The sequence below is a fragment of the Pseudomonas sp. FP2309 genome, assembly GCF_030687575.1.
Lineage (GTDB): Bacteria > Pseudomonadota > Gammaproteobacteria > Pseudomonadales > Pseudomonadaceae > Aquipseudomonas.
Genome location: NZ_CP117439.1, coordinates 4273549 through 4296495, shown reverse-complemented (window position 1 = coordinate 4296495; position 22947 = coordinate 4273549). Strand labels below are relative to the sequence as shown.

At 58.9% G+C, this 22947-nt stretch carries 22 protein-coding genes, 4 tRNA genes and 1 riboswitch; of the genes, 17 read left to right on the top strand and 9 right to left on the bottom strand.

Annotated features, from left to right (window positions below):
• Nucleotides 1-105: 105 nt before the first annotated feature.
• The 6 genes from aruF to astE are packed head-to-tail and all read left to right on the top strand — an operon-like array spanning nucleotide 106 to nucleotide 6391.
• Nucleotides 106-1125 (top strand): arginine/ornithine succinyltransferase subunit alpha, encoded by a 1020-nt coding sequence (gene aruF / locus PSH59_RS19720; protein WP_005790628.1) that lies wholly within the window; start codon nucleotides 106-108, stop codon nucleotides 1123-1125.
• 50 nt (nucleotides 1126-1175) lie between these two features.
• Nucleotides 1176-2201 (top strand): arginine N-succinyltransferase, encoded by a 1026-nt coding sequence (gene astA, locus PSH59_RS19715; RefSeq protein ID WP_248083368.1) that lies wholly within the window; start codon nucleotides 1176-1178, stop codon nucleotides 2199-2201.
• On the top strand, nucleotides 2198-3667 hold the full coding sequence (astD, locus tag PSH59_RS19710) for a succinylglutamate-semialdehyde dehydrogenase (RefSeq protein WP_305395317.1): 1470 nt from the start codon (nucleotides 2198-2200) through the stop codon (nucleotides 3665-3667). Before astA ends, astD begins: the two co-directional genes overlap by 4 nt.
• A 45-nt stretch (nucleotides 3668-3712) precedes the next feature.
• Nucleotides 3713-5059: an N-succinylarginine dihydrolase gene (gene astB, locus PSH59_RS19705; protein ID WP_248083369.1), complete on the top strand. Its 1347-nt coding sequence runs from the start codon at nucleotides 3713-3715 to the stop codon at nucleotides 5057-5059.
• Nucleotides 5060-5084: 25 nt separating this feature from the next.
• Entirely contained in the window at nucleotides 5085-5375 is a 291-nt protein-coding gene (locus PSH59_RS19700) for a topoisomerase II (protein WP_071493983.1), read from the top strand.
• Between the two features lie 11 nt (nucleotides 5376-5386).
• A complete protein-coding gene (gene astE / locus PSH59_RS19695) occupies nucleotides 5387-6391 on the top strand; it encodes a succinylglutamate desuccinylase (RefSeq protein WP_248083371.1) in 1005 nt (334 codons plus the stop codon).
• A gap of 71 nt (nucleotides 6392-6462) precedes the next feature.
• On the opposite strand, the gene PSH59_RS19690 is transcribed toward astE, so the two are convergent.
• Entirely contained in the window at nucleotides 6463-6972 is a 510-nt protein-coding gene (locus PSH59_RS19690) for a 6,7-dimethyl-8-ribityllumazine synthase (protein WP_248083372.1), read from the bottom strand.
• 113 nt (nucleotides 6973-7085) lie between these two features.
• A riboswitch (FMN riboswitch) is annotated at nucleotides 7086-7255 on the bottom strand.
• A gap of 189 nt (nucleotides 7256-7444) precedes the next feature.
• Here PSH59_RS19690 and ltaE point away from each other — a divergent pair.
• The 8 genes from ltaE to mgtE all read left to right on the top strand — a co-directional run bounded on the left by ltaE (nucleotide 7445) and on the right by mgtE (nucleotide 15195).
• Nucleotides 7445-8449, top strand: coding sequence for a low-specificity L-threonine aldolase (gene ltaE / locus PSH59_RS19685; RefSeq protein WP_305393493.1), 1005 nt, complete (start codon nucleotides 7445-7447; stop codon nucleotides 8447-8449).
• A gap of 146 nt (nucleotides 8450-8595) precedes the next feature.
• A complete protein-coding gene (gene alaS / locus PSH59_RS19680; protein WP_305393492.1) occupies nucleotides 8596-11214 on the top strand; it encodes an alanine--tRNA ligase in 2619 nt (872 codons plus the stop codon).
• A 95-nt stretch (nucleotides 11215-11309) separates the two neighbouring features.
• Nucleotides 11310-12551 (top strand): aspartate kinase, encoded by a 1242-nt coding sequence (locus tag PSH59_RS19675; protein ID WP_248083375.1) that lies wholly within the window; start codon nucleotides 11310-11312, stop codon nucleotides 12549-12551.
• 175 nt (nucleotides 12552-12726) lie between these two features.
• A complete protein-coding gene (gene csrA, locus PSH59_RS19670) occupies nucleotides 12727-12915 on the top strand; it encodes a carbon storage regulator CsrA (protein WP_003175645.1) in 189 nt (62 codons plus the stop codon).
• A gap of 62 nt (nucleotides 12916-12977) precedes the next feature.
• Nucleotides 12978-13068: transfer RNA gene (locus tag PSH59_RS19665), tRNA-Ser, on the top strand.
• 108 nt (nucleotides 13069-13176) lie between these two features.
• Nucleotides 13177-13253 (top strand) — tRNA-Arg (locus PSH59_RS19660).
• Between the two features lie 72 nt (nucleotides 13254-13325).
• A tRNA-Arg gene (locus tag PSH59_RS19655) sits at nucleotides 13326-13402 on the top strand.
• A 350-nt stretch (nucleotides 13403-13752) separates the two neighbouring features.
• Complete coding sequence (gene mgtE, locus PSH59_RS19650) at nucleotides 13753-15195, top strand: magnesium transporter (RefSeq protein WP_248083376.1); 1443 nt, start codon at nucleotides 13753-13755, stop codon at nucleotides 15193-15195.
• 102 nt (nucleotides 15196-15297) lie between these two features.
• On the opposite strand, the gene PSH59_RS19645 is transcribed toward mgtE, so the two are convergent.
• The 3 genes from PSH59_RS19645 to PSH59_RS19635 form a co-directional block, all read right to left on the bottom strand.
• Nucleotides 15298-15624: an Arc family DNA-binding protein gene (locus PSH59_RS19645; RefSeq protein ID WP_003193592.1), complete on the bottom strand. Its 327-nt coding sequence runs from the start codon at nucleotides 15622-15624 to the stop codon at nucleotides 15298-15300.
• A gap of 388 nt (nucleotides 15625-16012) precedes the next feature.
• Nucleotides 16013-16192, bottom strand: coding sequence for a PA3371 family protein (locus PSH59_RS19640; protein ID WP_248083377.1), 180 nt, complete (start codon nucleotides 16190-16192; stop codon nucleotides 16013-16015).
• Between the two features lie 11 nt (nucleotides 16193-16203).
• The gene (locus PSH59_RS19635) at nucleotides 16204-16431 is read right to left on the bottom strand and encodes a hypothetical protein (RefSeq protein WP_248083378.1); all 228 of its coding nucleotides are present in this window, start codon (nucleotides 16429-16431) and stop codon (nucleotides 16204-16206) included.
• Between the two features lie 324 nt (nucleotides 16432-16755).
• On the opposite strand from PSH59_RS19635, the gene PSH59_RS19630 reads away from it, so the two are divergent.
• Nucleotides 16756-16832: transfer RNA gene (locus PSH59_RS19630), tRNA-Arg, on the top strand.
• Nucleotides 16833-17050: 218 nt separating this feature from the next.
• A complete protein-coding gene (locus tag PSH59_RS19625) occupies nucleotides 17051-17809 on the top strand; it encodes a hypothetical protein (RefSeq protein WP_305393491.1) in 759 nt (252 codons plus the stop codon).
• A gap of 336 nt (nucleotides 17810-18145) precedes the next feature.
• Here PSH59_RS19625 and PSH59_RS26415 read toward each other — a convergent pair whose 3' ends face one another.
• Entirely contained in the window at nucleotides 18146-18391 is a 246-nt protein-coding gene (locus tag PSH59_RS26415; protein WP_370694386.1) for a PAAR domain-containing protein, read from the bottom strand.
• Nucleotides 18392-18892: 501 nt separating this feature from the next.
• Here PSH59_RS26415 and PSH59_RS19620 point away from each other — a divergent pair.
• Complete coding sequence (locus tag PSH59_RS19620) at nucleotides 18893-20275, top strand: MFS transporter (protein WP_248083381.1); 1383 nt, start codon at nucleotides 18893-18895, stop codon at nucleotides 20273-20275.
• 60 nt (nucleotides 20276-20335) lie between these two features.
• Here the strand turns inward: PSH59_RS19620 and PSH59_RS19615 are convergent, their stop codons facing one another.
• The 4 genes from PSH59_RS19615 to flgA all read right to left on the bottom strand — a co-directional run bounded on the left by PSH59_RS19615 (nucleotide 20336) and on the right by flgA (nucleotide 22931).
• A complete protein-coding gene (locus PSH59_RS19615; protein ID WP_248083382.1) occupies nucleotides 20336-21085 on the bottom strand; it encodes a flagellar brake protein in 750 nt (249 codons plus the stop codon).
• 96 nt (nucleotides 21086-21181) lie between these two features.
• Nucleotides 21182-21652 carry a flagella synthesis protein FlgN gene (locus tag PSH59_RS19610; protein WP_248083383.1) on the bottom strand — a complete coding sequence of 157 codons (471 nt, stop codon included), beginning with the start codon at nucleotides 21650-21652 and terminating at the stop codon, nucleotides 21182-21184.
• A gap of 48 nt (nucleotides 21653-21700) precedes the next feature.
• Entirely contained in the window at nucleotides 21701-22024 is a 324-nt protein-coding gene (gene flgM, locus PSH59_RS19605; RefSeq protein WP_305393490.1) for a flagellar biosynthesis anti-sigma factor FlgM, read from the bottom strand.
• Nucleotides 22025-22166: 142 nt separating this feature from the next.
• Complete coding sequence (gene flgA, locus PSH59_RS19600; RefSeq protein WP_305393489.1) at nucleotides 22167-22931, bottom strand: flagellar basal body P-ring formation chaperone FlgA; 765 nt, start codon at nucleotides 22929-22931, stop codon at nucleotides 22167-22169.
• Between the last annotated feature and the right edge of the window lie 16 nt (nucleotides 22932-22947).

Sequence of the window (22947 nt, the reverse complement as noted above, 5' to 3'; positions counted from 1 at the left end):
GCGCCCAAATTTTTGTGCCCGGCCCGCTCCCACACCAGGCCTCACTGGTTCGCGATTGTGCCCGGCATTTTTTCCTGTAGGTTTTTCGAGTTAAGGAGTGACACCATGCTGGTGATGCGCCCCGCGCAAATGGCTGATCTGGGCGAGGTACAGCGTCTGGCTGCGGACAGCCCGATTGGTGTCACCTCCTTGCCGGACGATGTGGAACGCCTGAGCGACAAGATCGCCGCCAGCGAAGCGTCCTTCGCGGCCGAGGTGAGTTTCAACGGCGAAGAAAGCTATTTCTTCGTGCTCGAAGACACCGACACCGGCAAGCTCGCCGGCTGCTCGGCCATCGTCGCGTCCGCCGGCTACTCGGAACCGTTCTACAGTTTCCGCAACGAGACCTTTGTGCACGCCTCCCGCGAGCTGAAGATCCACAACAAGATCCACGTGCTTTCCCAGTGCCACGACCTTACCGGCAACAGCCTGCTCACCAGCTTCTATGTGGTGCCGGAGTTGGTCGGTTCGCCGTGGTCGGAACTCAATTCCCGTGGCCGCCTGTTGTTTGTCGCCAGCCACCCCGAGCGCTTTGCCGATTCGGTGGTGACCGAGATTGTCGGCTACAGCGACGAGAACGGTGATTCGCCGTTCTGGGACGCTATCGGCCGCAACTTCTTCGACCTCAACTACGCCGCCGCCGAGCGCCTGTGCGGGCTGAAAAGCCGCACCTTCCTCGCCGAGCTGATGCCCCATTACCCGATCTACGTGCCGCTGTTGCCCGACGAAGCCCAGGAAGCCATGGGCCAGGTGCACCCGCGTGCGCAGATCACCTTCGACATCCTGATGCGCGAAGGCTTTGAGACCGATCACTACATCGACATCTTTGACGGCGGCCCGACGCTGCACGCACGGGTCTCGGGCATTCGCTCCATCGCCCAGAGCCGTGTGGTGCCGGTGAAGATCGGCGAGATGGTCAAGGGGGTTGGCCGCCAGTACCTGGTGAGCAACGCCCAGTTGCAGGATTACCGCGCGGTGATGCTGGAACTGGACTACGCGCCCGGCAAACCGGTGACCCTGGACTTGGCCGCGGCCGAAGCCCTGGGTGTTGGCGAAGGCGCGAGTGTGCGCCTGGTCGCGGTCTAAAACAGAGTGTCGCGGGTGGCTGACAACAGCGGCCCGTTCGAGGAGATAGCATGATCGTTCGTCCCGTACGCAGCAGCGATTTACCGGCCCTGATTGATCTGGCGCGCAGCACCGGCACCGGCCTCACCACGTTGCCGGCCAACGAAGAGCGTCTGACCCACCGCGTGGGCTGGGCGGAGAAAACCTTTCGCGGCGAGGCCGGGCGCGGTGATGCCGACTACCTGTTCGTGCTGGAAAACGACGAAGGCCGCGTGGTGGGTATTTCGGCCATCGCCGGTGCCGTCGGCCTGCGTGAGCCGTGGTACAACTTCCGGGTCGGCCTGACCGTCAGCGCCTCCCAGGAGCTGAATATCTACCGCGAGATTCCGACGCTGTTTCTGGCCAACGACCTCACCGGTAATTCCGAGTTGTGTTCGTTGTTTTTGCACGCCGATTACCGCACCGGTCTTAACGGCCGCATGCTGGCCAAGGCACGCCTGCTGTTTATCGCTGAATTTCCCCAGCTGTTCGGCAACAAAATCATCGCCGAGATGCGCGGTGTGTCCAACGATGCCGGGCGTTCGCCGTTCTGGGAAAGCCTGGGCCGGCACTTCTTCAAGATGGAATTCAGCCAGGCCGACTACCTCACCGGCGTGGGCAACAAAGCGTTTATCGCCGAGCTGATGCCGAAGTTTCCGTTGTACAGCTGCTTTCTTTCCGAAGATGCGCGCAATGTGATCGGCAAGGTCCACCCGGACACCGAGCCGGCGCTGAGCATGCTCAAGAGTGAAGGCTTCAGCTATCAGGGCTATGTCGATATCTTCGACGCCGGCCCGGCGGTGGAGTGTGAGACCGGCAAGATCCGTGCGGTGCGCGACAGCCAATCGCTGGTGCTGGCCATCGGTACGCCGGGGGACGACGCCACGCCGTTCCTGATCCATAACCGCAAGCGCGAAGACTGCCGCATCACCGCCGCCCCCGCCCGTCTGGCCGCGGGCACCCTGGTGGTCGACCCACAGACCGCCAAACGTCTGCAATTGGTGGTGGGTGATCAAGTACGCGCCGTACCGTTGTCCGCTGCTCGGGAGTCGAAATAATGAATTCTCTGTATATCGCAGGTAGCTGGCTGGCTGGCCAGGGTGAGCTGTTTGAGTCGCGCAACCCCGTGACCCAGCAGGTGTTGTGGGCGGGCAATGGCGCCACCGCCGAGCAGGTTGAATCGGCCGTGCAGGCCGCGCGCCAGGCGTTTCCGGCGTGGGCCAGGCGGCCGTTGGAAGAACGCATCGGCGTGCTCGAAGCCTTCGCCGCCGCGCTGAAGAACCGTGCCGAGGAAATCGCCCGCTGCATCGGTGAGGAAACCGGCAAGCCGCTGTGGGAATCGGCCACCGAAGTCACCAGCATGGCCAACAAAATCGCGATCTCGGTGCAAAGCTACCGTGAACGCACTGGCGAGAAGAGCGGCCCCCTGGGCGACGCCACCGCCGTGTTGCGCCACAAACCCCACGGTGTGGTGGCGGTGTTCGGCCCTTACAACTTTCCGGGGCATTTGCCCAACGGGCACATCGTGCCGGCCTTGCTGGCGGGTAACACGGTGCTGTTCAAACCGAGCGAGTTGACCCCTAAAGTCGCGGAGCTGACCGTGCAATGCTGGATCGAGGCCGGCTTGCCGGCGGGCGTGTTGAACCTGCTGCAAGGCGCGCGGGAAACCGGCATCGCGCTGGCGGCGAATGCGGGCATCGACGGTCTGTTCTTCACCGGTTCCAGTCGCACCGGCAACCATCTGCATCAGCAGTTCTCCGGGCGTCCGGACAAAATTCTCGCCCTGGAGATGGGTGGCAACAACCCGCTGGTGGTCGACGAAGTGGCCGACGTGGATGCGGCGGTCTACACCATTATCCAGTCAGCGTTTATCTCCGCCGGCCAGCGCTGCACCTGTGCCCGTCGCCTGCTGGTGCCGGAAGGCGCCTGGGGCGATGCGTTGCTGGCGCGGCTGGTGGCGGTGAGCGCGACGCTTGAAGTGGGTGCGTTCGATCAACAACCGGCGCCGTTCATGGGCTCGGTGATTTCCCTGGCGGCGGCCAAAGCCTTGATGCAGGCCCAGGAATTGATGCTGGCCAATGGCGCTGTCGCGTTGCTGGAAATGACCCAGCCCCGGGATCAGGCGGCCTTGCTCACGCCCGGCATCATCGACGTGACCGGCGTAGCCGAGCGCGAGGATGAAGAACTGTTCGGCCCGCTGTTGCAGGTGATCCGTTACGCGGATTTCGCCGCGGCGATCGCCGAGGCCAACAACACCCGGTACGGCCTTGCCGCCGGCTTGCTGTCCGATTCCGAAGCGCGCTATCAGCAATTCTGGCTGGAAAGCCGCGCCGGCATCGTCAACTGGAACAAACAGCTGACCGGCGCCGCCAGCACCGCGCCGTTTGGTGGGGTAGGGGCCTCGGGCAACCACCGCGCCAGTGCGTATTACGCGGCAGATTACTGCGCGTACCCGGTGGCCTCGCTGGAAACCCCGAGCCTGGTATTGCCGGCGGCGTTGACCCCCGGTGTGCGGTTGTCCTGATAGCTACTGATGCCTATAAAAACAGATGTTCGTGGAGCCTCGCCGATGAAATCCTATGAAGTCAATTTTGACGGTCTAGTGGGGCCGACCCATAACTACGGCGGTTTGTCCTTCGGCAACGTCGCGTCCCAGAGCAACAGCCAGCAGCATTCCAATCCAAGGGAAGCGGCGTTGCAGGGCCTGCAAAAAATGAAAGCCCTGATGGACATGGGCTTTGTGCAGGGCGTGCTCGCACCCCAGGAACGCCCCGACGTGGCGGCCTTGCGCAACCTCGGTTTCAGTGGCACCGACGCGCAAGTGATCGAGCAGGCCGCCAAGCAGGCCATGCCGTTGCTGGTCGCCAGTTGCTCGGCCTCGAGCATGTGGGTGGCCAACGCTGCCACGGTCAGCCCCAGCGCCGATACCGCGGACGGTCGCGTGCACTTCACCGCCGCCAACCTCAACTGTAAGTACCACCGCAGCATCGAACACCCCACCACCAGCCGCGTGCTCGGCGCGATGTTTGCCGACGCCAGGCACTTCGCCCACCACGCCGCGTTGCCGGCGGTGGCGCAGTTCGGTGATGAGGGCGCCGCCAACCACACGCGTTTTTGCCGCGACTATGGCGAGGCGGGCGTGGAGTTTTTCGTGTTCGGTCGCAGCGCCTTCGACCCGCGTTATTCGGCGCCGCAGAAATACCCGGCACGCCAGACCCTCGAAGCTTCCCAGGCGGTGGCCCGTCTGCACGGCCTGAAGAGAGACGGAGTGGTGTACGCCCAGCAAAACCCGGCGGTGATCGATGCCGGTGTGTTCCACAACGACGTGATCGCGGTGGGCAACGGCGAAGTGCTGTTCTATCACGAGGATGCCTTTCTCCATACCGACCAGATGCTCGCCGAGCTGCAAGGCAAGTTGGGCAAGTTGGGCGGTAACTTCCAATCGGTGTGCGTGCCGCGGGCGCTGGTCAGTGTCGAGGACGCGGTACGCTCCTACCTGTTCAACAGCCAGTTGCTGACCCGTCCTGACGGCTCGATGCTGCTGATCGTGCCGGAAGAATGCCGCGCCAATGAGCGCGTGTGGCACTACCTGCAAGGGCTGACTGCCTCCGGTGGGTTGATCCGCGAAGTCAAGGTGTTCGACCTCAAGCAAAGCATGCAGAACGGCGGCGGCCCGGCGTGCCTGCGTTTGCGTGTGGCGTTGAACGAAACGGAACTGGCGGCGGTGAACCCAGGGGTTATCATGACCGCGCCGTTGTACGACACGCTGACCCGATGGGTCGACAAGCACTACCGCGACAGCCTGCGTGAAACCGACCTGGCTGACCCGCAATTGCTGCTTGAGTGCCGGACGGCACTGGATGAACTGACGCAAATCCTTAAACTGGGCTCGGTTTATCCTTTCCAGATCAATTAACGCCGCACGGCTGAGAGTTATATCTATGACCACCGACACCCTCAAACTGATCCTTGAAGACACCGACGGCACCCAGCTGGAAACCTCCTGCACCCGCGTCGCCGTGGTCTGGCAGGGCAAGGAGATCTGGATCCAGCATGACGGCCGTGGCCAGTTGCTGATCGGTGTGGACGTCGAAGAAGGCGATGCCGAGTACGCCAACCTGCTGATGCGTCCGCTGGCGACCAACCTGATGAGCCTGCAACTGGAAATGGAACCGGCTGAGGTTGAAGGTGACGACGACGATCACGTCCACGGCCCAGGCTGCAACCACTAAGGAAGCTGCGTATGCTCGCCCTCGGCAAACTGCTTGAACTGACCCTCGCCGGTCGCGAACCGGCGCAAAAAATTCAACTGACTGTCGACGGCGTGCAGATGCGCTGGCTCAGCGAGGGCGCACTCGAAGTGCGTCCGCCGCAAGCCCGGGACAATGGCAGCGACCTGCTGCTGTCGTCCGGCATCCATGGCAACGAAACCGCGCCGATCGAACTGCTCGACCGCCTGTTGCATGGCATCGCCCGTGGCGAGATCAAACCCCGCACCCGTATTCTGTTCCTGTTCGGCAACCCCGAGGCCATGCGCCGCGGCGAGCGTTACCTTGAACTGGACATCAACCGGCTGTTCAACGGCCGTCATGAAAAAAACATCGGCCCCGAAGCCATGCGTGCCGCCGAGCTTGAGCAATTGGCCCGCAGTTTCTTCAGCCTGCCTGACCGCACGCGCCTGCATTACGACCTGCACACGGCCATTCGCGGCTCCAAGATCGAACAGTTTGCCCTGTACCCCTGGAAAGAGGGGCGCCGGCATTCGCGCCGTGAACTTGAGCGCTTGCGCGCCGCCGGCATGGAAGCGGTGTTGATGCAGAACAAGGCCTCGATCACCTTCTCGGCATTCACCTATGAGCAACTGGACGCTGAAGCGTTCACCCTGGAGTTGGGCAAGGCGCGGCCGTTCGGGCAGAACCAGGGGGTGAATGTTTCGCGTCTGGAACTGCGCCTGAAGCAGATCATCGAAGGCGCGGAACCGGAGACGGACAGCCTCGATGGTCTTAAGCTGTTCGCCGTGTCGCGCGAAGTGATCAAGCACAGCGACGCCTTCCTGCTGCACCTGCCGGCAGACGTGGAGAACTTCTCGGAATTGGAAAAGGGCTACCTGCTGGCCGAAGACGTGGCCAAGACCCGCTGGGTGATCGAGGAGGAGGGCGCTCGTATCATCTTCCCCAACCCGAAGGTGAAGAATGGTTTGCGGGCGGGAATTCTGATCGTGCCGACCACGGATGCCGGATTGGCGTAGTTCCCGAGGTCTGGTGAGATCCAAATGTGGGAGGTGGCAAGCCCCTCCCACATTGTGTTTGGCGCTGTTGTTTAGACCGCTACCGCACGCGGCTCGCTGCGACGGATCGCCCGCACTTTGTGCAGGGTGTCGGCGCACGTCTTCGCTGCTTCCTGGCCCTTGTGCACGAAGTGATCGTGGAAGAAGGCGTGGTGCTCGCTGCCGGCGTGGAAGTGATGCGGGGTCAAGGACACCGAGAACACCGGCACTTCGGTTTCCAATTGCACCTGCATCAGCCCGCTGACCACCGATTGGGCGACGAATTCGTGGCGGTAAATACCACCATCCACTACCAGTGCGGCGGCGACGATACCGGCGTAACGGCCGGTCTTGGCCAGCAGTTTGGCGTGCAGAGGCATTTCAAAGGCGCCGCCGACTTCGAAGAAATCGATATCCGATTCCTGGTAGCCCTGAACGAGCATTTCGGCGAGGAAGCCTTTACGGGATTGATCGACAATATCCTTGTGCCAGCAGGCCTGGATAAACGCGACGCGCTCGCCGTGGTGGTTTTTGCTTTTGCTGTCGATAGCGGTGGGTTGCATGTTCTGACTCCTGTTTAAGAAAAAAACAGGGCGTTATGAATCGAATGGGATTTAAGGGTACGAGCGAACGCTTCATGCGGGCATGAGGTCAGTGCGCGGCCCTTAGGTGCCAATCCCGTTCTCTCTTCATCCGGACTATGACCGTCGGCCCCGGGATCACACCGGGTCTGCTGACCTTGTCGCCGTCCTGCCAAAGCAGTTCAAGGCGCCAAGCGCTCGCGGGCTATACACATTGCGTGTAATTACCGCCGGTGGGGAATTACACCCCGCCCTGAGAACGTTGCCGCCAGAACCCTGGTGGCGGAGAGTTTTTAACATGGTTTTTCAGAAACTGCACGATCGCTGTATCGATAGCCTAGATCGGTTTGTTTGGTGGGTATTCGATTGACTGTAAACGGGGCTTGATATTCCACGGCTTTGCCCGCAGTAATCACTCACGAAAGACTTACCCAATTCGTCAGAGGCCCGTTTCATGACCGTGATTGACCTGCGCAGCGACACCGTGACCCAACCCACCCCCGGCATGCTCGACGCGATGGCCACTGCCGCGTGCGGTGATGACGTCTACGGTGAAGACCCCAGCGTCAATCGCCTGGAAGCCGAGTTGGCCAAGCGTCTGGGGTTTGCGGCGGCGCTGTTCGTGCCCACCGGCACCATGAGCAACCTGCTGGCGTTGATGGCCCACTGTGAGCGCGGCGAGGAATACATCGTCGGTCAACAGGCCCACACCTATAAATACGAAGGCGGCGGCGCCGCGGTGCTCGGCTCGATCCAGCCACAGCCGCTGGACGTGCAGGCGGACGGCTCCCTCGACCTGGATCAGGTGCTGGCGGCGATCAAGCCGGACGACTTCCACTTCGCTCGCACCCGCTTGTTGGCGTTGGAAAACACCATGCAGGGCAAAGTGCTGCCGCTGGAATACCTGGCGCGGGCCCGAGCGTTTACCCATGAACACGGGCTGGCCCTGCATCTGGATGGTGCGCGGCTCTACAACGCAGCAGTCAAGCTGGGGGTCGATGCGCGGGAGATTGCCCGGCATTTCGATTCGGTGTCGGTGTGCCTGTCCAAGGGCCTCGGTGCGCCGGTTGGTTCGGTGTTGTGCGGCTCCACGGCGTTGATCGCCAAGGCGCGGCGTTTGCGCAAGATGGTCGGCGGCGGCATGCGTCAGGCCGGCTCTCTGGCGGCAGCGGGGTTGTATGCACTGGATCATCAGGTGCAGCGCCTGGCCGAAGACCATGCCAACGCCAGCTGGCTGGGCGATGAACTGCGCAAGGCCGGTTACGCGGTCGAGCCGGTGCAGACCAATATGGTCTACGTGCAGATGGGCGAGCAGGCCAACGCCTTGAAGGCCTTTGCTGCCGAGCGCGCGATCGTGTTGAGCGCCGCGCCACGCCTGCGCATGGTCACCCATTTGGATGTCAGCCGGGCGCAGATCGAGCAGGTGCTGCAGGCATTCGTCGATTTTTCGCGCAAATGAGCCTGCAGACCGTCCAATTGAGCCTCTCTATCGCATAAACACGCTGTACCACCGGCAAAGGGCCGATATAATGCGGCCTTTTGCCGTCGCTCCGTCTGATGATGTTGCGCACTGGCCTTTGGCCGCAGCCTCCGTGGAAGAACCTAATGAAAAGCGCAGAAATCCGTGAAGCCTTCCTTCGCTTCTTCGAAGAGCAAGGTCACACCCGTGTCTCCTCCAGCTCCTTGATCCCAGGCAATGATCCCACCCTGCTGTTCACTAACGCGGGGATGAACCAGTTCAAGGACTGCTTCCTGGGCCAGGAAAAGCGCGCCTACACCCGCGCCACCAGCAGCCAGAAGTGCGTACGCGCCGGCGGCAAGAACAGTGACCTGGAAAACGTCGGTTACACCGCGCGTCACCACACGTTCTTCGAAATGCTGGGTAACTTCAGCTTCGGTGACTATTTCAAGAAGGATGCGATTACCTTCGCCTGGACCTTCCTGACCGGTGTGTTGAAGCTGCCGAAGGAAAAACTCTGGGTCACTGTCTATGCGACGGACGACGAAGCGTATGACATCTGGACCCAACAGATCGGTGTGCCCGTCGAGCGCATGATTCGCATCGGCGACAACAAAGGCGCGCCGTATGCGTCCGATAACTTCTGGACCATGGGCGATACCGGCCCGTGCGGCCCCTGCACCGAGATTTTCTACGATCACGGCGCCGACATCTGGGGTGGCCCGCCGGGTTCGCCGGAAGAAGACGGCGACCGTTACATCGAGATCTGGAACAACGTGTTCATGCAGTTCAACCGCACCGCCGACGGCGTGTTGCACCCGCTGCCGGCGCCGTCGGTGGACACCGGCATGGGCCTGGAGCGGATCAGTGCGGTGATGCAGCACGTTCACTCCAACTACGAGATCGACCTGTTCACCAACCTGCTGAGCGCATCGGCCGCCGCCATTGGCTGCGCCAATGAAAGCCAGTCTTCGCTCAAGGTGGTGTCGGACCATATCCGTTCCTGCGGTTTCCTGATCGCTGACGGCGTGTTGCCGTCCAACGAAGGCCGTGGCTACGTGCTGCGTCGCATCATCCGTCGCGCCTGCCGTCACGGTAACAAGCTGGGCGCCACCGGCAGCTTCTTCTACAAAATCGTTGCCGCGCTGGTGGCCGAGATGGGCGAAGCCTTCCCGGAACTCAAGCAGCAGCAAGCCAATATCGAACGCGTGCTCAAGGCGGAAGAGGAGCAATTCTCCAAGACTCTGGAGCACGGCCTGAAAATTCTGGAGCAGGACCTGGCTGAGCTCAAAGGCACCGTGGTGCCGGGCGACGTGGTGTTCAAGCTGTACGACACCTACGGTTTCCCGATGGACCTGACCGCCGACATCGCCCGTGAGCGTGAGCTGACTATCGATGAAGCCGGTTTTGAGCGTGAAATGGAAGCCCAGCGCGTGCGTGCGCGTTCCGCCAGCTCGTTCGGCCTGGACTACAACACCCTGGTCAAGGTCGACGTGCCTACCGAGTTCACCGGCTACAAGGCCACCGCTGGCGCGGCCAAAATCGTTGCCATCTATAAAGATGGCAAGTCGGTAGACGTATTGAATGAAGGCGATGAGGCGGTGGTGGTTCTGGACCAGACGCCGTTCTACGCCGAGTCCGGTGGTCAGATCGGCGACTGCGGTTTCCTGAGCTCCACTTCCGGTCGTTTCGAAGTGCGCGACACCACCAAGACCGGTGGGGCTTTCCTGCACCACGGTGTGCTGGTGCTGGGCAACCTGACGATCGGCGCGCCGGTCGACACCCAGGTAGACGCCGAGGTGCGCCACGCTACCGCGCTGAACCACTCGGCCACTCACTTGTTGCACGCAGCCCTGCGCCAGGTGCTGGGCGATCACGTCCAGCAGAAAGGTTCGTTGGTCGACAGCCAGCGGCTGCGCTTTGACTTCAGCCACTTTGAAGCGATCAAGCCGGAGCAGATCAAGGCACTGGAAGACATCGTCAACGCTGAGATTCGCAAGAACACGGCCGTGGAAACCCAAGAGACCGATATCGAGACCGCCAAGGCCAAGGGTGCCATGGCGCTGTTCGGCGAGAAGTACGGCGACCGCGTGCGCGTATTGAGCATGGGCGGCGATTTCTCGGTGGAACTGTGCGGCGGTATCCACGCCAACCGTACCGGCGACATCGCCTTGCTGAAGATCATCAGCGAAGGCGGTGTGGCTTCCGGTGTGCGTCGTATTGAGGCAGTCACCGGCGCTGCGGCCCTGGCCTACCTCAATGCCGCCGAAGAACAACTCAAGGAAGCGGCAGGCCTGGTCAAGGGCAGCCGCGACAACCTGATCGACAAGCTGTCCGCCGTGCTGGAGCGCAACCGTGCCCTGGAAAAACAGCTGGAACAGTTGCAGGCCAAGGCGGCCAGTGCGGCGGGCGACGATCTGTCGGCGGCTGCGGTGGACGTCAAGGATGTGAAAGTCCTGGCTGCGCGCCTGGACGGTCAGGACGGCAAGGCGTTGTTGGCCTTGGTCGATCAGTTGAAGAACAAGCTCGGCCGCGCAGTGATCCTGCTCGGCAGTGTCCATGAGGATAAGGTCGTTCTGGTTGCCGGTGTAACCAAAGACCTGACTGGCCAACTCAAGGCTGGTGATTTGATGAAGCAAGCCGCTGCGGCAGTGGGCGGGAAGGGCGGTGGTCGTCCGGACATGGCGCAAGGCGGTGGTGTTGACGCCGGTGCCCTGGATGCGGCCCTGGCCCTGACCGTGCCGTTTGTCGAGGCAGGTATTTAAGGCATTGTTAAGCGGCCCGTGGTCTAGTCGCGGGCCATGCAGTGCGGGTGGATTTGGATATTAGGCGCCCCTTTACGGGCTGAGGCGGCTTAGAAATGGCTTTGATCGTACAGAAATTTGGAGGCACCTCGGTCGGCTCTGTCGAAAGAATCGAGCAGGTGGCCGACAAGGTTAAGAAATTCCGCGATGCCGGGGATGACCTGGTGGTGGTGCTGTCGGCCATGAGCGGCGAGACCAATCGCCTGATCGATCTGGCCAAGGCAATCAGTGGCGACCAGCAACCGCTGCCGCGTGAGCTGGATGTGATCGTGTCCACCGGCGAGCAGGTGACCATTGCATTGCTGGCCATGGCGCTGAACAAGCGCGGTGTGCCTGCCGTGTCGTACACCGGCAGCCAGGTGCGCATCCTCACCGACAGTGCGCATACCAAGGCGCGCATTCTGCAGATCGATGATCAGAAAATTCGCACGGATCTGAAAGCGGGCCGCGTGGTAGTTGTAGCGGGCTTCCAGGGTGTGGATGAGCACGGCAATATCACCACCCTCGGGCGTGGCGGTTCGGACACCACCGGCGTGGCCCTGGCGGCAGCCCTCAAGGCTGACGAGTGCCAGATATACACCGATGTGGACGGTGTCTACACCACTGACCCGCGTGTTGTGTCCGTGGCCCAGCGCCTGGACAAGATCACCTTTGAAGAGATGCTGGAAATGGCCAGCCTCGGTTCCAAGGTGTTGCAGATCCGCGCGGTGGAGTTCGCCGGCAAGTACAACGTTCCGCTGCGCGTATTGCACAGCTTCAAAGAGGGTCCGGGCACCCTCATTACTATTGATGAAGAGGAATCCATGGAACAGCCAATCATTTCCGGTATCGCTTTCAACCGTGATGAAGCCAAGCTGACTATCCGTGGCGTGCCGGACACCCCGGGCGTGGCCTTCAAGATTCTGGGCCCTATCAGCGACGCGAATGTTGAAGTCGACATGATCGTGCAGAACGTCTCGCACGATAACACCACTGATTTCACCTTCACCGTGCACCGCAACGAGTACGATGCGGCGCTGAAAATCCTGGAGAACACCGCGAGCGAAATTGGCGCCCGTGAAGTGGTCGGCGATACCAAGATTGCCAAGGTCTCCATCGTGGGCGTGGGCATGCGTTCCCACGCAGGTGTTGCCAGCCGTATGTTCGGCGCACTGGCCAAGGAAAGTATCAACATCCAGATGATCTCCACCTCGGAAATCAAAGTCTCGGTGGTGATCGAAGAGAAGTACCTGGAACTGGCTGTACGCGCGCTGCACACAGCGTTTGAGCTGGACGCTCCGGCCCGACAGGGCGAGTGATGTGATGCCGGGAAGGCGCGGGTGACCGCGCCTTTGCTTTTTTTGTCGGGTGCATGGTCTTTTGCCTGCGCTCAACAATACTTAGGCCGTTAGGGCTGCGACCAACTGGTCGTGGGTCGAACGCCTTTTTTTTGCAGACTGTTGTTCCTGAAATGTAATGCGTGAGGAGAAAGGTATGCTGATTCTGACTCGTCGGTGCGCAGAAAGCCTGATTATCGGTGATGGCGAAATCACCGTGACCGTGCTCGGCGTCAAAGGCAATCAAGTACGTATCGGGGTTAACGCTCCGAAAGAGGTAGCGGTCCATCGCGAGGAAATCTACCTGCGGATCAAGAAAGAGAAGGACGAAGAACCAAGCCTTTAATTTTTATCGTTTTTTATGTTTGCAAACGGGGATGAACGTGGTTAATATACGCCCCGTGTTGCGGAGAGCTGGCCGAGTGGCCGAAGGCGCTCCCCTGCTAAGGGAGTACACCTCAAAAGGGTGTCGGGGGTTCGAATCCCCCGTTCTCCGCCATTATTTGCTTAGTACGTTGCAATCTGATTTTTTCGTTAAGTTGTTGAAAGTAAACGAAAAAATAGCTTTACATAGAGATTGAACGGCCTATAATGCGCGGCAACAAATGCACTCGTAGCTCAGCTGGATAGAGTACTCGGCTACGAACCGAGCGGTCACAGGTTCGAATCCTGTCGAGTGCACCATTTAAGAGTTAGTTGCAGCAATGCGGTTAACTTGGCTTCAGCCAGTTGTGATCTGGTCTAAAAACACAATCTGCACTCGTAGCTCAGCTGGATAGAGTACTCGGCTACGAACCGAGCGGTCACAGGTTCGAATCCTGTCGAGTGCACCATACAAACAAAAAGCCCGCCTAGTGCGGGCTTTTTGCCGTCTGGGATTTGGGTGGGATTTATCCCGGACTGCAGTTTTTCTTTCACCTTCATGTGTTTTCCTTCCGTACTGCGTCGTCGCAGTTCATAGATGCAGCCGATACTCAACTTTGGCTCGCAAGCGCTTGTTCTTTCCAGTTTTTTGACGTTAAAAACGGCCGCACGGTGTATGATTGCGCCCGTCAGCCCCGCCGGGGCTTGTGGAATACCTCCATGGACTTACCCAGTAGTTACTCAGTACCCCGTTTTACCAATCATGAATTGACTGATTGATCCTTCCGGCGTGCCCCGCTGCTGGGAGTGGAGTTCGCCTATGACCGAAGTAGAAGTAAAGAAAACACAAGAAAGCCTGCAGGATCGCCTGGCTCAAGTCATTGAGCTGCTGCAGCGCCAGCGCGTGGTCGAAGACCTGACGCATCGTCAGGAAGGCCCGAACCACGACCGCGTTGAAAACCTGGTCCACCGGCAAAACCTCGTCGAGTTGCAGCGCAAGCTCGATGACCTGCACTCTGCCGACGTTGCCTACATTCTCGAAGCCTTGCCGCTTGATGATCGACTGACCCTTTGGCAGTTGGTCAAGGCCGACCGTGACGGCGACATCCTCCTCGAAGTATCCGACTCGGTGCGTGAAACCCTGATCGCCGACATGGACGATCACGAACTCCTGGCGGCTGCCAGGGAAATGGACGCCGACGAACTGGCGGACCTGGCGCCTGAGCTGCCACGCGATGTGGTCCATGAGCTGATGGAAGCGCTGGACACGCAGCAGCGTGAACGCGTGCGCTCAGCGCTGTCGTACGACGAGGACCAGGTTGGCGCCCTGATGGACTTCGAGATGGTCACCATCCGCGAAGACGTCAGCCTGGAAGTGGTATTGCGTTACCTGCGCCGGTTGAAAGAGCTGCCGGGCCATACCGACAAACTGTTCGTGGTCGACTACGAGGGCATTCTCAAGGGCGTGCTGCCGATCAAGCGTCTGCTGGTCAACGACCCCGAGAAGAAAGTGGCTGACCTGATGGCCAGCGACACCGTGAGTTTTCATCCGGATGAAGACGCCTACGATGCGGCCCAGGCGTTTGAACGTTACGACTTGATCTCGGCTCCAGTGGTCGATAAGAACGGCAAGCTGATCGGCCGTTTGACCATCGACGAAATGGTCGACCTGATTCGTGAAGAGAGTGAAACCGAAGTCCTCAACATGGCGGGTCTGCGTGAAGAGGAAGATATTTTTGCGTCAGTCTGGCGTTCGCTGCATAACCGCTGGGCCTGGCTGGCCGTTAACCTGATCACTGCATTTATCGCCTCTCGTGTGATCGGCCTGTTCGAAGGCTCCATCGAGAAGCTGGTGGCCTTGGCGGCGTTGATGCCGATCGTGGCGGGTATCGGCGGTAACTCCGGTAACCAGACCATTACCATGATCGTACGCGCGATGGCGCTGGATCAGGTGAGCACGGCGAACTCTTCGCGCCTGCTGCGCAAAGAGCTGGCGGTGGGGTTGGTCAACGGTCTGGTGTGGGGCGGTGTGATTGGCGTGGTGGCTTACCTTCTGTATGGCAGTTGGTCCTTGGGGGTGGTAATGACTGCTGCCATGACCCTCAACCTGCTGTTGGCTGCGCTGATGGGGGTACTTATTCCCATGACCCTCGCGCGCCTCGGCCGCGACCCTGCGATGGGTGCCAGCGTGATGATTACAGCCATGACCGACAGTGGCGGCTTCTTCATCTTTCTGGGGCTGGCCACGATCTTCCTGCTCTGATCCCTTCCCGCGGGGGCAAATCTGCCCCCGTCTTGCTTTCTTTTCCCAAATTTCAGGCAAAAAAAAGCCAGCACATGGCTGGCTTCGGCTTTCAGTTGCTGATCAATTGGCTTCTGCGGCCGCCTCAACGTCGTGCGCGATAAGCGAGACGAGAGCATTTTGCTGACGGTGGGAGAGCTGACGAAAACGCTGCAGCAGTTCGCGTTCGTGCAGTGACAGCTCAGGGCTGTCCAGGCGCATGCTCAACTCTTCACCCAGCGCACCTTCCTGAATAAGGCTTTGTTCCAGGCGCGCGATGATTTCAGAGTTCATGCTGCGGTGATGATTGCGAGCCACCTCGGCAATGCGTTCCCGCATACCGTCTGGCAGACGCACGACGAACTTGTCAGCCGTACGGCTTGAATAGATTGCCTGTTTCAATGGGCGCATATATTTAACCGGTTAGTTCAGGGGAGCGGTTTTTGGAATTGGCCGCAAGATGAGTGTTAAGACAAGACTCACGACCAAAGTTCAACCCGAATTGCAAAGAGGCCGCATCATGCCTCAGATTTGCCAGTTCCTTGGCGTCAATTCTGTGACAAATATTGAACTGCCTAAAGGCTTTATGCCAGCACTCATTTGCATTTTTGCGAACTGGTTGGGAAACCCGAGGAGGGGGTGCGTTCGAAGGGAACTTTCCCGTAGAGCCAGTCCGCAAAAGGGTTTGAGGTCACACATGCTATCGCAAAGTGGCCTTTTGCCCTTAGGTTTAAGACTAGTGGCAATTTGCCGATTTACGAGGGCGAGGCGACGTAAGGTCAAACAGAGCGGGGAGGGGTTAACGCAAAATCGGGTCGAATTTGATGCGGCGGCCCACGATCAGCGTCAGCAGTAACAGGCTGGCAAACAGGCCGCTGGCAATCAGTGCGGTGGTTTGGGCGTCGTGCGAGTCGGCGCCCAGGCCGAACGCACCAGTGGCGACGAACAGACACAGAAACAGCCAGGCTGATTTGGACATGGAAGGTTTCCTTAAAACACCCAGTGTTCAGATGCAGGGGCCGCCTGGCTGCCTTCGGTCAGGCGTAGGGACGATTGTGCGTTAGGCGTCATCACCGCCAGTTGCGGGCGCTGTTGCAGATGATGCGGCACTGCCTGACTGATCTGCGCAGGGTCATTGCTGCCGGTGGACTGGAAATGGAACATCACCAGTGCAGCCAGGGCTACGGTGTTGAGGGCTAACAGAATGGCACTGTTCATGGTCATGTTCTCCGCTAACGCCGTAGCTGAATGGGTTTGTAGGAGAAGTATTGCAGGTCGCGTGCCAACCTGATATCCCAATAAAATCAAGGGGTTGAGTCTTCCTAAAAGGACTGAAAGGTTGCAATTTGCAATGATGGCATTTTGAGGTAGTGCAATTTGCACGACGCCGCCAATTGCCCGCATTCATTGGGCGAAGCGCCGGTTGCAACGACAAGGATCGGCCTACACTCAAAAAGCCTAAGGACGACATGACAAAACCCACCTCGGCCGTTAACATGCACGCCGTCCGTCGCCGTGGCGATGGCCCGATGACCGTCATTTGTCCCAGTAGCTCAATTGGATAGAGCATCCCCCTCCTAAGGGGAAGGTTGGCCGTTCGAACCGGCCCTGGGACACCATATTTATTAGGTCTTTCACCGCGTCTCAAGCTTGGACTGCGATCGTGTACCAGCTAGGTACCAGCAGCGTGATTTACGGTCAGTTTGATTTCCCTTTGTAGCTCGCTTGGCCTAAGAGGCTGACTTCGGCTCCGCGCCATACTCAACTTCAGCCGTGAGACAGGGAAAAAATGTCGATATCGAATCTGGAAAAATATAGTAAGGACCTAGACGCCCTCTTGACTGAGGCCACCTTGGTCAATTTTTCTCTGAATCTTGAAGCATTGGGACGATCAAAATTCGCCGAGACTGCGCTCGCAAACCGGTCGAAAGAACAAGCTGACACTTTCATGAACAAGCTGAAGCCTTTCGCTTCAGCTTATCAGCACTGGTACTCAGAGGCGTTGCCGCTCGTACGGCAGTTGATGCCTGACCGTGTTTCTGACTTCATCCGTTTTTACGAAAAACCGAAATCCCGCAAAGAAATTGATTTCGAAAATTATCGTATCGAAGACGCCTGTCAAGGTCTTCGCGTTAGTCGTGGATCGGACGTCAGGGCCGATCAAAAGGCAGCCCTCCCACTTTTAAGCCAGCAAATTGCCATTGTTGAAGCCGTTAAGCGCCGATTTGTCAGCTCTCTATTTGACATCAAACAACTGGTCCAGGCTGATCTCTACGACTCTGAGCTGGATACCGCGCGGGACCTGCTAAAAGCCGGTTTCACCCGCGCTGCTGGCGCTGTTTCTGGCGTCGTGCTTGAAGGACATTTGAAGCAGGTGTGCGACAACCATAGCCTGCCAAAAAAATCTGGGACCATTTCAGTTTTGAACGATGCGCTGAAAGCCGCATCCGTGATCGATCTTCCCCAGTCCCGGCATATTCAGTTTTTAGGTGATATTCGCAATAAATGCGGCCACAAGAACTCTACTGATCCTAGCGTCAGTGAAGTTGGGGATCTCATTGAAGGCGTTGAGAAAGTTATCAAAACCATATTTTGAGCCAGAGACGGAATCGAACCTTGCCTTGTAGCCATTGATTGGAATGGGCTCATGCGGTTTGATTGTTTGGGATGCCCCCAAAAAATATTACTTCCCATCTGATAGTCAGTCCAGCGAGAGCCTTTTGGCTAACAGAGGGTCGTTTGAGCCCATCACTGCTGCCTGTAGATCCACGAAGTACATACCGCCAGTAATCATCTCCTATGATCTCGCCTTCCTCGATCCACTTCTTGAGCAGTTGAACGCTTGGCTTTGTCCCTACGTACCTCAGTTTCCGATACTCGTTTACCTCCATCAGTCGAGGCAGGCGAACAGTTACTTGAGTGACAATTTTAGTCATTTGGATTGCCAACCTGAATGGTCAGAACATCCACACAGCACTCTATCACCTGTAGCGACGTAGGGCTGTTGTTCGGACCAGTCGAAAGCTGTCCCATTAATAGCGAACTCCCCTTTGCATTTGTTACATCGAGCAAGATCGCCAGTTTGAGCAATGGCTTTATTGCCTTCGAACCACGTGGCCGAGGCTGATATGACATTACCGTATGTGGTTGCGTCTCCAAGACAGGCTAGTGCTCTCAATCAGAATTCCTCTGCAATTACACACTGAATAATCCGCTCAGGCTGTTACGGCTCAGGCTCAAGGCCTTTGAGCGTTTGGGCTACATCCCTCTTTTCACGTCTGCGAGAGCTGATACCTGATGAATTTCGGCCGGTGACAATAAGTGGGGGATGTAACCCACAAGCAGAACCCTGGAGCGGTGGTTATCAGAAGTAAATAGGACGTTTCCCAAAGTCACTCATTCACAAAGGATTGGGTTGATCAGCAGGGCCTAATCAGCGCGCGATTGGACCGCACTCGTCTTTTTAAAGGACGATCGAACCTTGCTGGCCGTAGGTGTTCACAGCAGGGGCGTCGTTTATTTACCGGAACGGTGTACCTTGCGCGCCCCCGGGCAGCGTCTGAGCTGTTAAGCAAAATAATCCCCGGAATCAGGCCGTATCGCCTGTCCGGAACCGTTCACCCAGGACTATCATGCCGATAGCCCTGTCTCTCACTGCAAGGAGCCGCTCGGAACGCCGATGCGCCAAATCTGGAAATCTTTTCGAGCCCTTTATTTCGCCTCCTTGATGATGCTGATCGGCTCCGGCCTGCTCAGTACTTATCTGGCCTTGCGCCTGGCGGCCGATAACGTCGACAGCCTGTGGGTCGGTGCGCTGATGGCGGCTAACTACTTCGGCCTGGTGCTGGGCGGCAAGATCGGGCACCGCCTGATTGCCCGTGTCGGGCATATTCGGGCCTATGCCACCTGTGCCGGTATCGTCGGTGCGGCGGTGCTGGGCCATGGTTTGGTCGACTGGTTGCCGGCCTGGATCGTGCTGCGGGTGATCGTGGGCCTGGGCATGATGTGCCAGTACATGGTGATCGAAAGCTGGCTCAATGAGCAGGCTGACGCCAAGCAGCGTGGCGTGGTGTTCAGCGGTTATATGATCGCGTCTTATCTGGGCCTGGTGTTGGGCCAGCTGATTCTGGTCATGCATCCCCAGCTCGGCCTTGAGCTGCTGATGCTGGTCGCGCTGTGCTTTGCTCTGTGCCTGGTGCCGGTGGCGATGACCCGGCGTATCCACCCGGCGGCCTTGCACCCGGCGCCGATGGAGCCGCGGTTCTTTATCAAGCGCGTGCCGCAGTCGCTGAGTACGGTATTGGGTGCGGGGTTGATCGTCGGTTCTTTCTACGGTTTGGCGCCGCTCTACGCATCCCAGCAAGGGCTGACGACCGAGCAGGTTGGTTTGTTCATGGGTAGCTGCATTTTTGCCGGGCTGTTGGTGCAGTGGCCGTTGGGATGGCTGTCGGATCGTTATGATCGCGCGCTGCTGATCCGCTGCTTCGCCTTGTGCCTGGCGGTGGCGGCATTGCCGCTGGCGATCATGACCCAGGTGCCGCTGGAGGTGTTGTTCGTCGCGGGCTTCCTGTGTTCCCTGGTGCAGTTCTGTCTGTACCCGCTGGCCGTGGCGTTTTCCAATGACCATGTGGAGGGCGATCGTCGGGTGTCGCTGACGGCGATGTTATTGGTGACGTACGGCGTTGGCGCGAGTATCGGGCCGTTGCTGGCGGGTGTGGTGATGAAGATGTTCGGCAGCCAGATGCTCTATGCGTTTTTCAGTTTGTGCGCGTTGATCCTGGTTTGGCGTATCCGGCCAAAAGCAGTCACCAATCTGCACCAGGTGGAAGATGCGCCCCTGCACCACGTGGCGATGCCCGACAGCATGTCCAGTTCGCCGCTGGTTGCTGCGCTGGATCCGCGGGTGGATGAGGCGGTGGTGCAGGAGCAGATGCAGACTGCCGCGCCTGAGCCTGAGGTCGATGGTGAGCAACCACCAGCAGAGGAGCCGAGCGCTGAAGTGCCGGCCGAGCAGCCCGACCCGGACGAGCATCCCCATGACTTGAGCAGGGCGCGCCCCTGAATGCAAAAACGGGCAGATCCCTAAAGGATCTGCCCGTTTTTTTGTGGCGCTCTTTACGTATTAGAAGTCATCGTCTTTGTCGAAGCGTCGTGCTTCACGTTGCAACTGGTACACAAAGCGTTCGACCTGACGCTGCACCAGCCCACTCATGTTGTGGAAGCGCACACCGGCAAAGGTCGTGTTGATCCTTTCTTCGAAGTGCAGGTAACGCAGTTCGACCGCTGTGGTCATGCTGCCGAAGGGCAGGGCGGCGATAAAGCGATCGTAGACCTGGCCCAATTGCAGGCGCTCGGAGATGTCGCCCTCAAAGCGCAGTTTGCAGCCGGTGGCGGAGATATCCAGCAGTTTGCCGTTGACCGGCGCCTTCAGTTTTTCGCCACCCAATTCGATATTGACCAATTGCGCAAGCTTCAACGCGGCGCGGAAAGCGTTGCGGCGCTGATGGTAGACCACTTCTTGCGGCAAGCTGCCGGTGTAGATGCGGTGACCATCCTTCTCGCTGATGCTCAGGGTGCCGTTGCTTTCCCAGGCCACGCGTACACCATCGTGAAAGCCTTCAATGCGAAAGGGCTCGCCGTTTTCCAGATAACGCTCGCCGTCGCGCGGGATCATCTCATCAAGGGCCAGCATGTTGCCGTCGCGATTGACGTCCACCAGGTAGCTCTGGAAGCGCTGGCTGCGTTCGTGGAAGGTGATGATCAGCGGGTCATGGCTGTCTTGCAGCATCCGCAAGGTGCCGGCGATTTCCAGAGGCGTGGTGAGCACCTTGGGTGGCTGCGGAGCATCTTCCGCATTAAGGGCGTTGAACACGGTTCTTCCATCTCCAGACAAAATACGACTACACGCAAGAACCGGCATTTTGCCAGCATGTGGCGCGCCTTGGATAGGGCGCTCTGTAAACCGGTGTCAGGCTTGGCTGCGGGTGCTTGGCTTGACCAGCCGCGAGGTGGAACCCTGCGCGTTATACAGCGCCGGTGGCTCTCCGCCGTGGAGTATGCGCAACTGGTTGGCAGTCGTGGCTTGCTGAAGCTGGATCGACTGGCCGTTAAGCAGGTTGGCTTCCTGGCACTGGGTGAGCAATTGATTGAGTTCTTTGCTTTGGGAAAGCAGCTGTTCGCCGACCGAGGAGTGGCTGGCCAGTTGGGCCAGGCCGTCGTGGTCTGCCGGCAGGCCGAGGCTGCTGAGGATTTGGCTGCGTTTTTTGCCGTGCTGTTCCAGCAGGACAATCAGCGACTGCTTGCGCGCCAGAATCTCCTCCAGCAGCGGCATATCCCGGCCATAGAGGGCCAGGGATTCTTCTTTGAGCAGCTCGAGCAGTTGTTGCGTCGGCGCTAGATCATCAATGATCAGTTGCAGCAAATTTTCGTCGTGATGCATGGCTGGCCTTGGGGTTTAAGCGTCCAAAAGCCCTGCGCAGGCCTTTGCCTAGCGCTCGGCTTCGAAGTTAAGCAGCTTGCTGGCTACACGGTTGCTGTCGACTTGATAGCTGCCATCGGCGATTGCCTGTTTCAACTCGGCCACGCGGGCTTTATTGACCACCGGTTGATCGCGCAGCGAGTCAGTGACCTTCTGCAACTGTTGAGCCTCATTGCTCAGGTGTACGGATTCCCCGCTCTGGCTGACGCTGGCCTGTTCTGTCTTGGCGGGCAGAGGCTGGGCCTTGGCTTCAACATTTTCCTTGGCACCGGAAGTACGCGCAGTGCCTGACGTTGACGGGGTGTTATTCAAACGGCTGAAATCGATGACCATGATAAAAAAAACCTCTGGGTATTTGGACGCTTGCCATGTTTTCGGCCATACCCGGACAAACTTTAGGCGCGAATGACAATAAATCTCCGCACGGACTCCCGCGTGCACAGTGTAGGAAAACCCCGCGTCCTGTACCAGTAATCTATAAAGCGACCTCCACTTGGCCCGGTGCCGTGACCCGCGCCTTGATCACGCGGTTGGAGTTTAGGTTCTTGACGCGAATCTGCTCGCTCATGCCGCCGTTGGAGAGGGCTTCGCCGGGCATTTTCACGCTCAGCCCACCGCTGCTGGCGGATATGACCACCTGATCGCCCTTGCGAATGACCTCGGCCTGCTCCAGATGTACCAGGGTAAGCACCTGATCAGTGACCACTGGTCGGGTCAATCGCTGGCCGACGGCCTGATCCACCGACGTCAGGTAGCCCTGGTTGATCAGGCTGATGTCGCGTTCACGCAACACAATGTCTTCAAAACCGATGATGCCGGTACGTTTCAGGGGGCGCGCCACCACGACTACATCGCGGAACAGCTTGACCTGGGCCGGCACAAATACGGTCCAGGGCGAGGTGCCATCACAGCGCACGCGCACTGTGACCCGGCCAATGGGCTGGGCCGGGCTTTCCAGGGTTGCTGTCAATTCCTTGTCGCACATTGGCATGCGCAGACGGGGGTCCAGTTGGTTGACTTGAATCTCATAACGCCCCGGCGTCTGTGTGGTCGCCAGATAATCTTCTACAGTGAACTCAAGAAACCCCTGAGTGACGCCGATAAGTAGATCAGGCAAGGTGACGTTGTCTGCGCGGGCCGCGGTGTTCAGGCAGACAGCAAGCAACGCCACCGAGGCGCAGAGCAATCTGCGGTAACGTGGAAATCGAAGGCGTCGGGAAACTGTCGTTTTAATGTCCATGGCCAATAAATAGCAA

What these genes read in the sequence shown, in the direction of transcription:
- aruF (WP_005790628.1), top strand. Translation starts at nt 106, where the DNA reads ATGCTGGTGATGCGCCCCGCGCAAATGGCTGATCTGGGCGAGGTACAG.
- astA (WP_248083368.1), top strand. Translation starts at nt 1,176, where the DNA reads ATGATCGTTCGTCCCGTACGCAGCAGCGATTTACCGGCCCTGATTGAT.
- astB (WP_248083369.1), top strand. Translation starts at nt 3,713, where the DNA reads ATGAAATCCTATGAAGTCAATTTTGACGGTCTAGTGGGGCCGACCCAT.
- PSH59_RS19700 (WP_071493983.1), top strand. Translation starts at nt 5,085, where the DNA reads ATGACCACCGACACCCTCAAACTGATCCTTGAAGACACCGACGGCACC.
- astE (WP_248083371.1), top strand. Translation starts at nt 5,387, where the DNA reads ATGCTCGCCCTCGGCAAACTGCTTGAACTGACCCTCGCCGGTCGCGAA.
- PSH59_RS19690 (WP_248083372.1), bottom strand. Translation starts at nt 6,972, where the DNA reads ATGCAACCCACCGCTATCGACAGCAAAAGCAAAAACCACCACGGCGAG.
- ltaE (WP_305393493.1), top strand. Translation starts at nt 7,445, where the DNA reads ATGACCGTGATTGACCTGCGCAGCGACACCGTGACCCAACCCACCCCC.
- alaS (WP_305393492.1), top strand. Translation starts at nt 8,596, where the DNA reads ATGAAAAGCGCAGAAATCCGTGAAGCCTTCCTTCGCTTCTTCGAAGAG.
- PSH59_RS19675 (WP_248083375.1), top strand. Translation starts at nt 11,310, where the DNA reads ATGGCTTTGATCGTACAGAAATTTGGAGGCACCTCGGTCGGCTCTGTC.
- csrA (WP_003175645.1), top strand. Translation starts at nt 12,727, where the DNA reads ATGCTGATTCTGACTCGTCGGTGCGCAGAAAGCCTGATTATCGGTGAT.
- mgtE (WP_248083376.1), top strand. Translation starts at nt 13,753, where the DNA reads ATGACCGAAGTAGAAGTAAAGAAAACACAAGAAAGCCTGCAGGATCGC.
- PSH59_RS19645 (WP_003193592.1), bottom strand. Translation starts at nt 15,624, where the DNA reads ATGCGCCCATTGAAACAGGCAATCTATTCAAGCCGTACGGCTGACAAG.
- PSH59_RS19640 (WP_248083377.1), bottom strand. Translation starts at nt 16,192, where the DNA reads ATGTCCAAATCAGCCTGGCTGTTTCTGTGTCTGTTCGTCGCCACTGGT.
- PSH59_RS19635 (WP_248083378.1), bottom strand. Translation starts at nt 16,431, where the DNA reads ATGAACAGTGCCATTCTGTTAGCCCTCAACACCGTAGCCCTGGCTGCA.
- PSH59_RS19620 (WP_248083381.1), top strand. Translation starts at nt 18,893, where the DNA reads ATGCGCCAAATCTGGAAATCTTTTCGAGCCCTTTATTTCGCCTCCTTG.
- PSH59_RS19610 (WP_248083383.1), bottom strand. Translation starts at nt 21,652, where the DNA reads ATGCATCACGACGAAAATTTGCTGCAACTGATCATTGATGATCTAGCG.
- flgM (WP_305393490.1), bottom strand. Translation starts at nt 22,024, where the DNA reads ATGGTCATCGATTTCAGCCGTTTGAATAACACCCCGTCAACGTCAGGC.
- flgA (WP_305393489.1), bottom strand. Translation starts at nt 22,931, where the DNA reads ATGGACATTAAAACGACAGTTTCCCGACGCCTTCGATTTCCACGTTAC.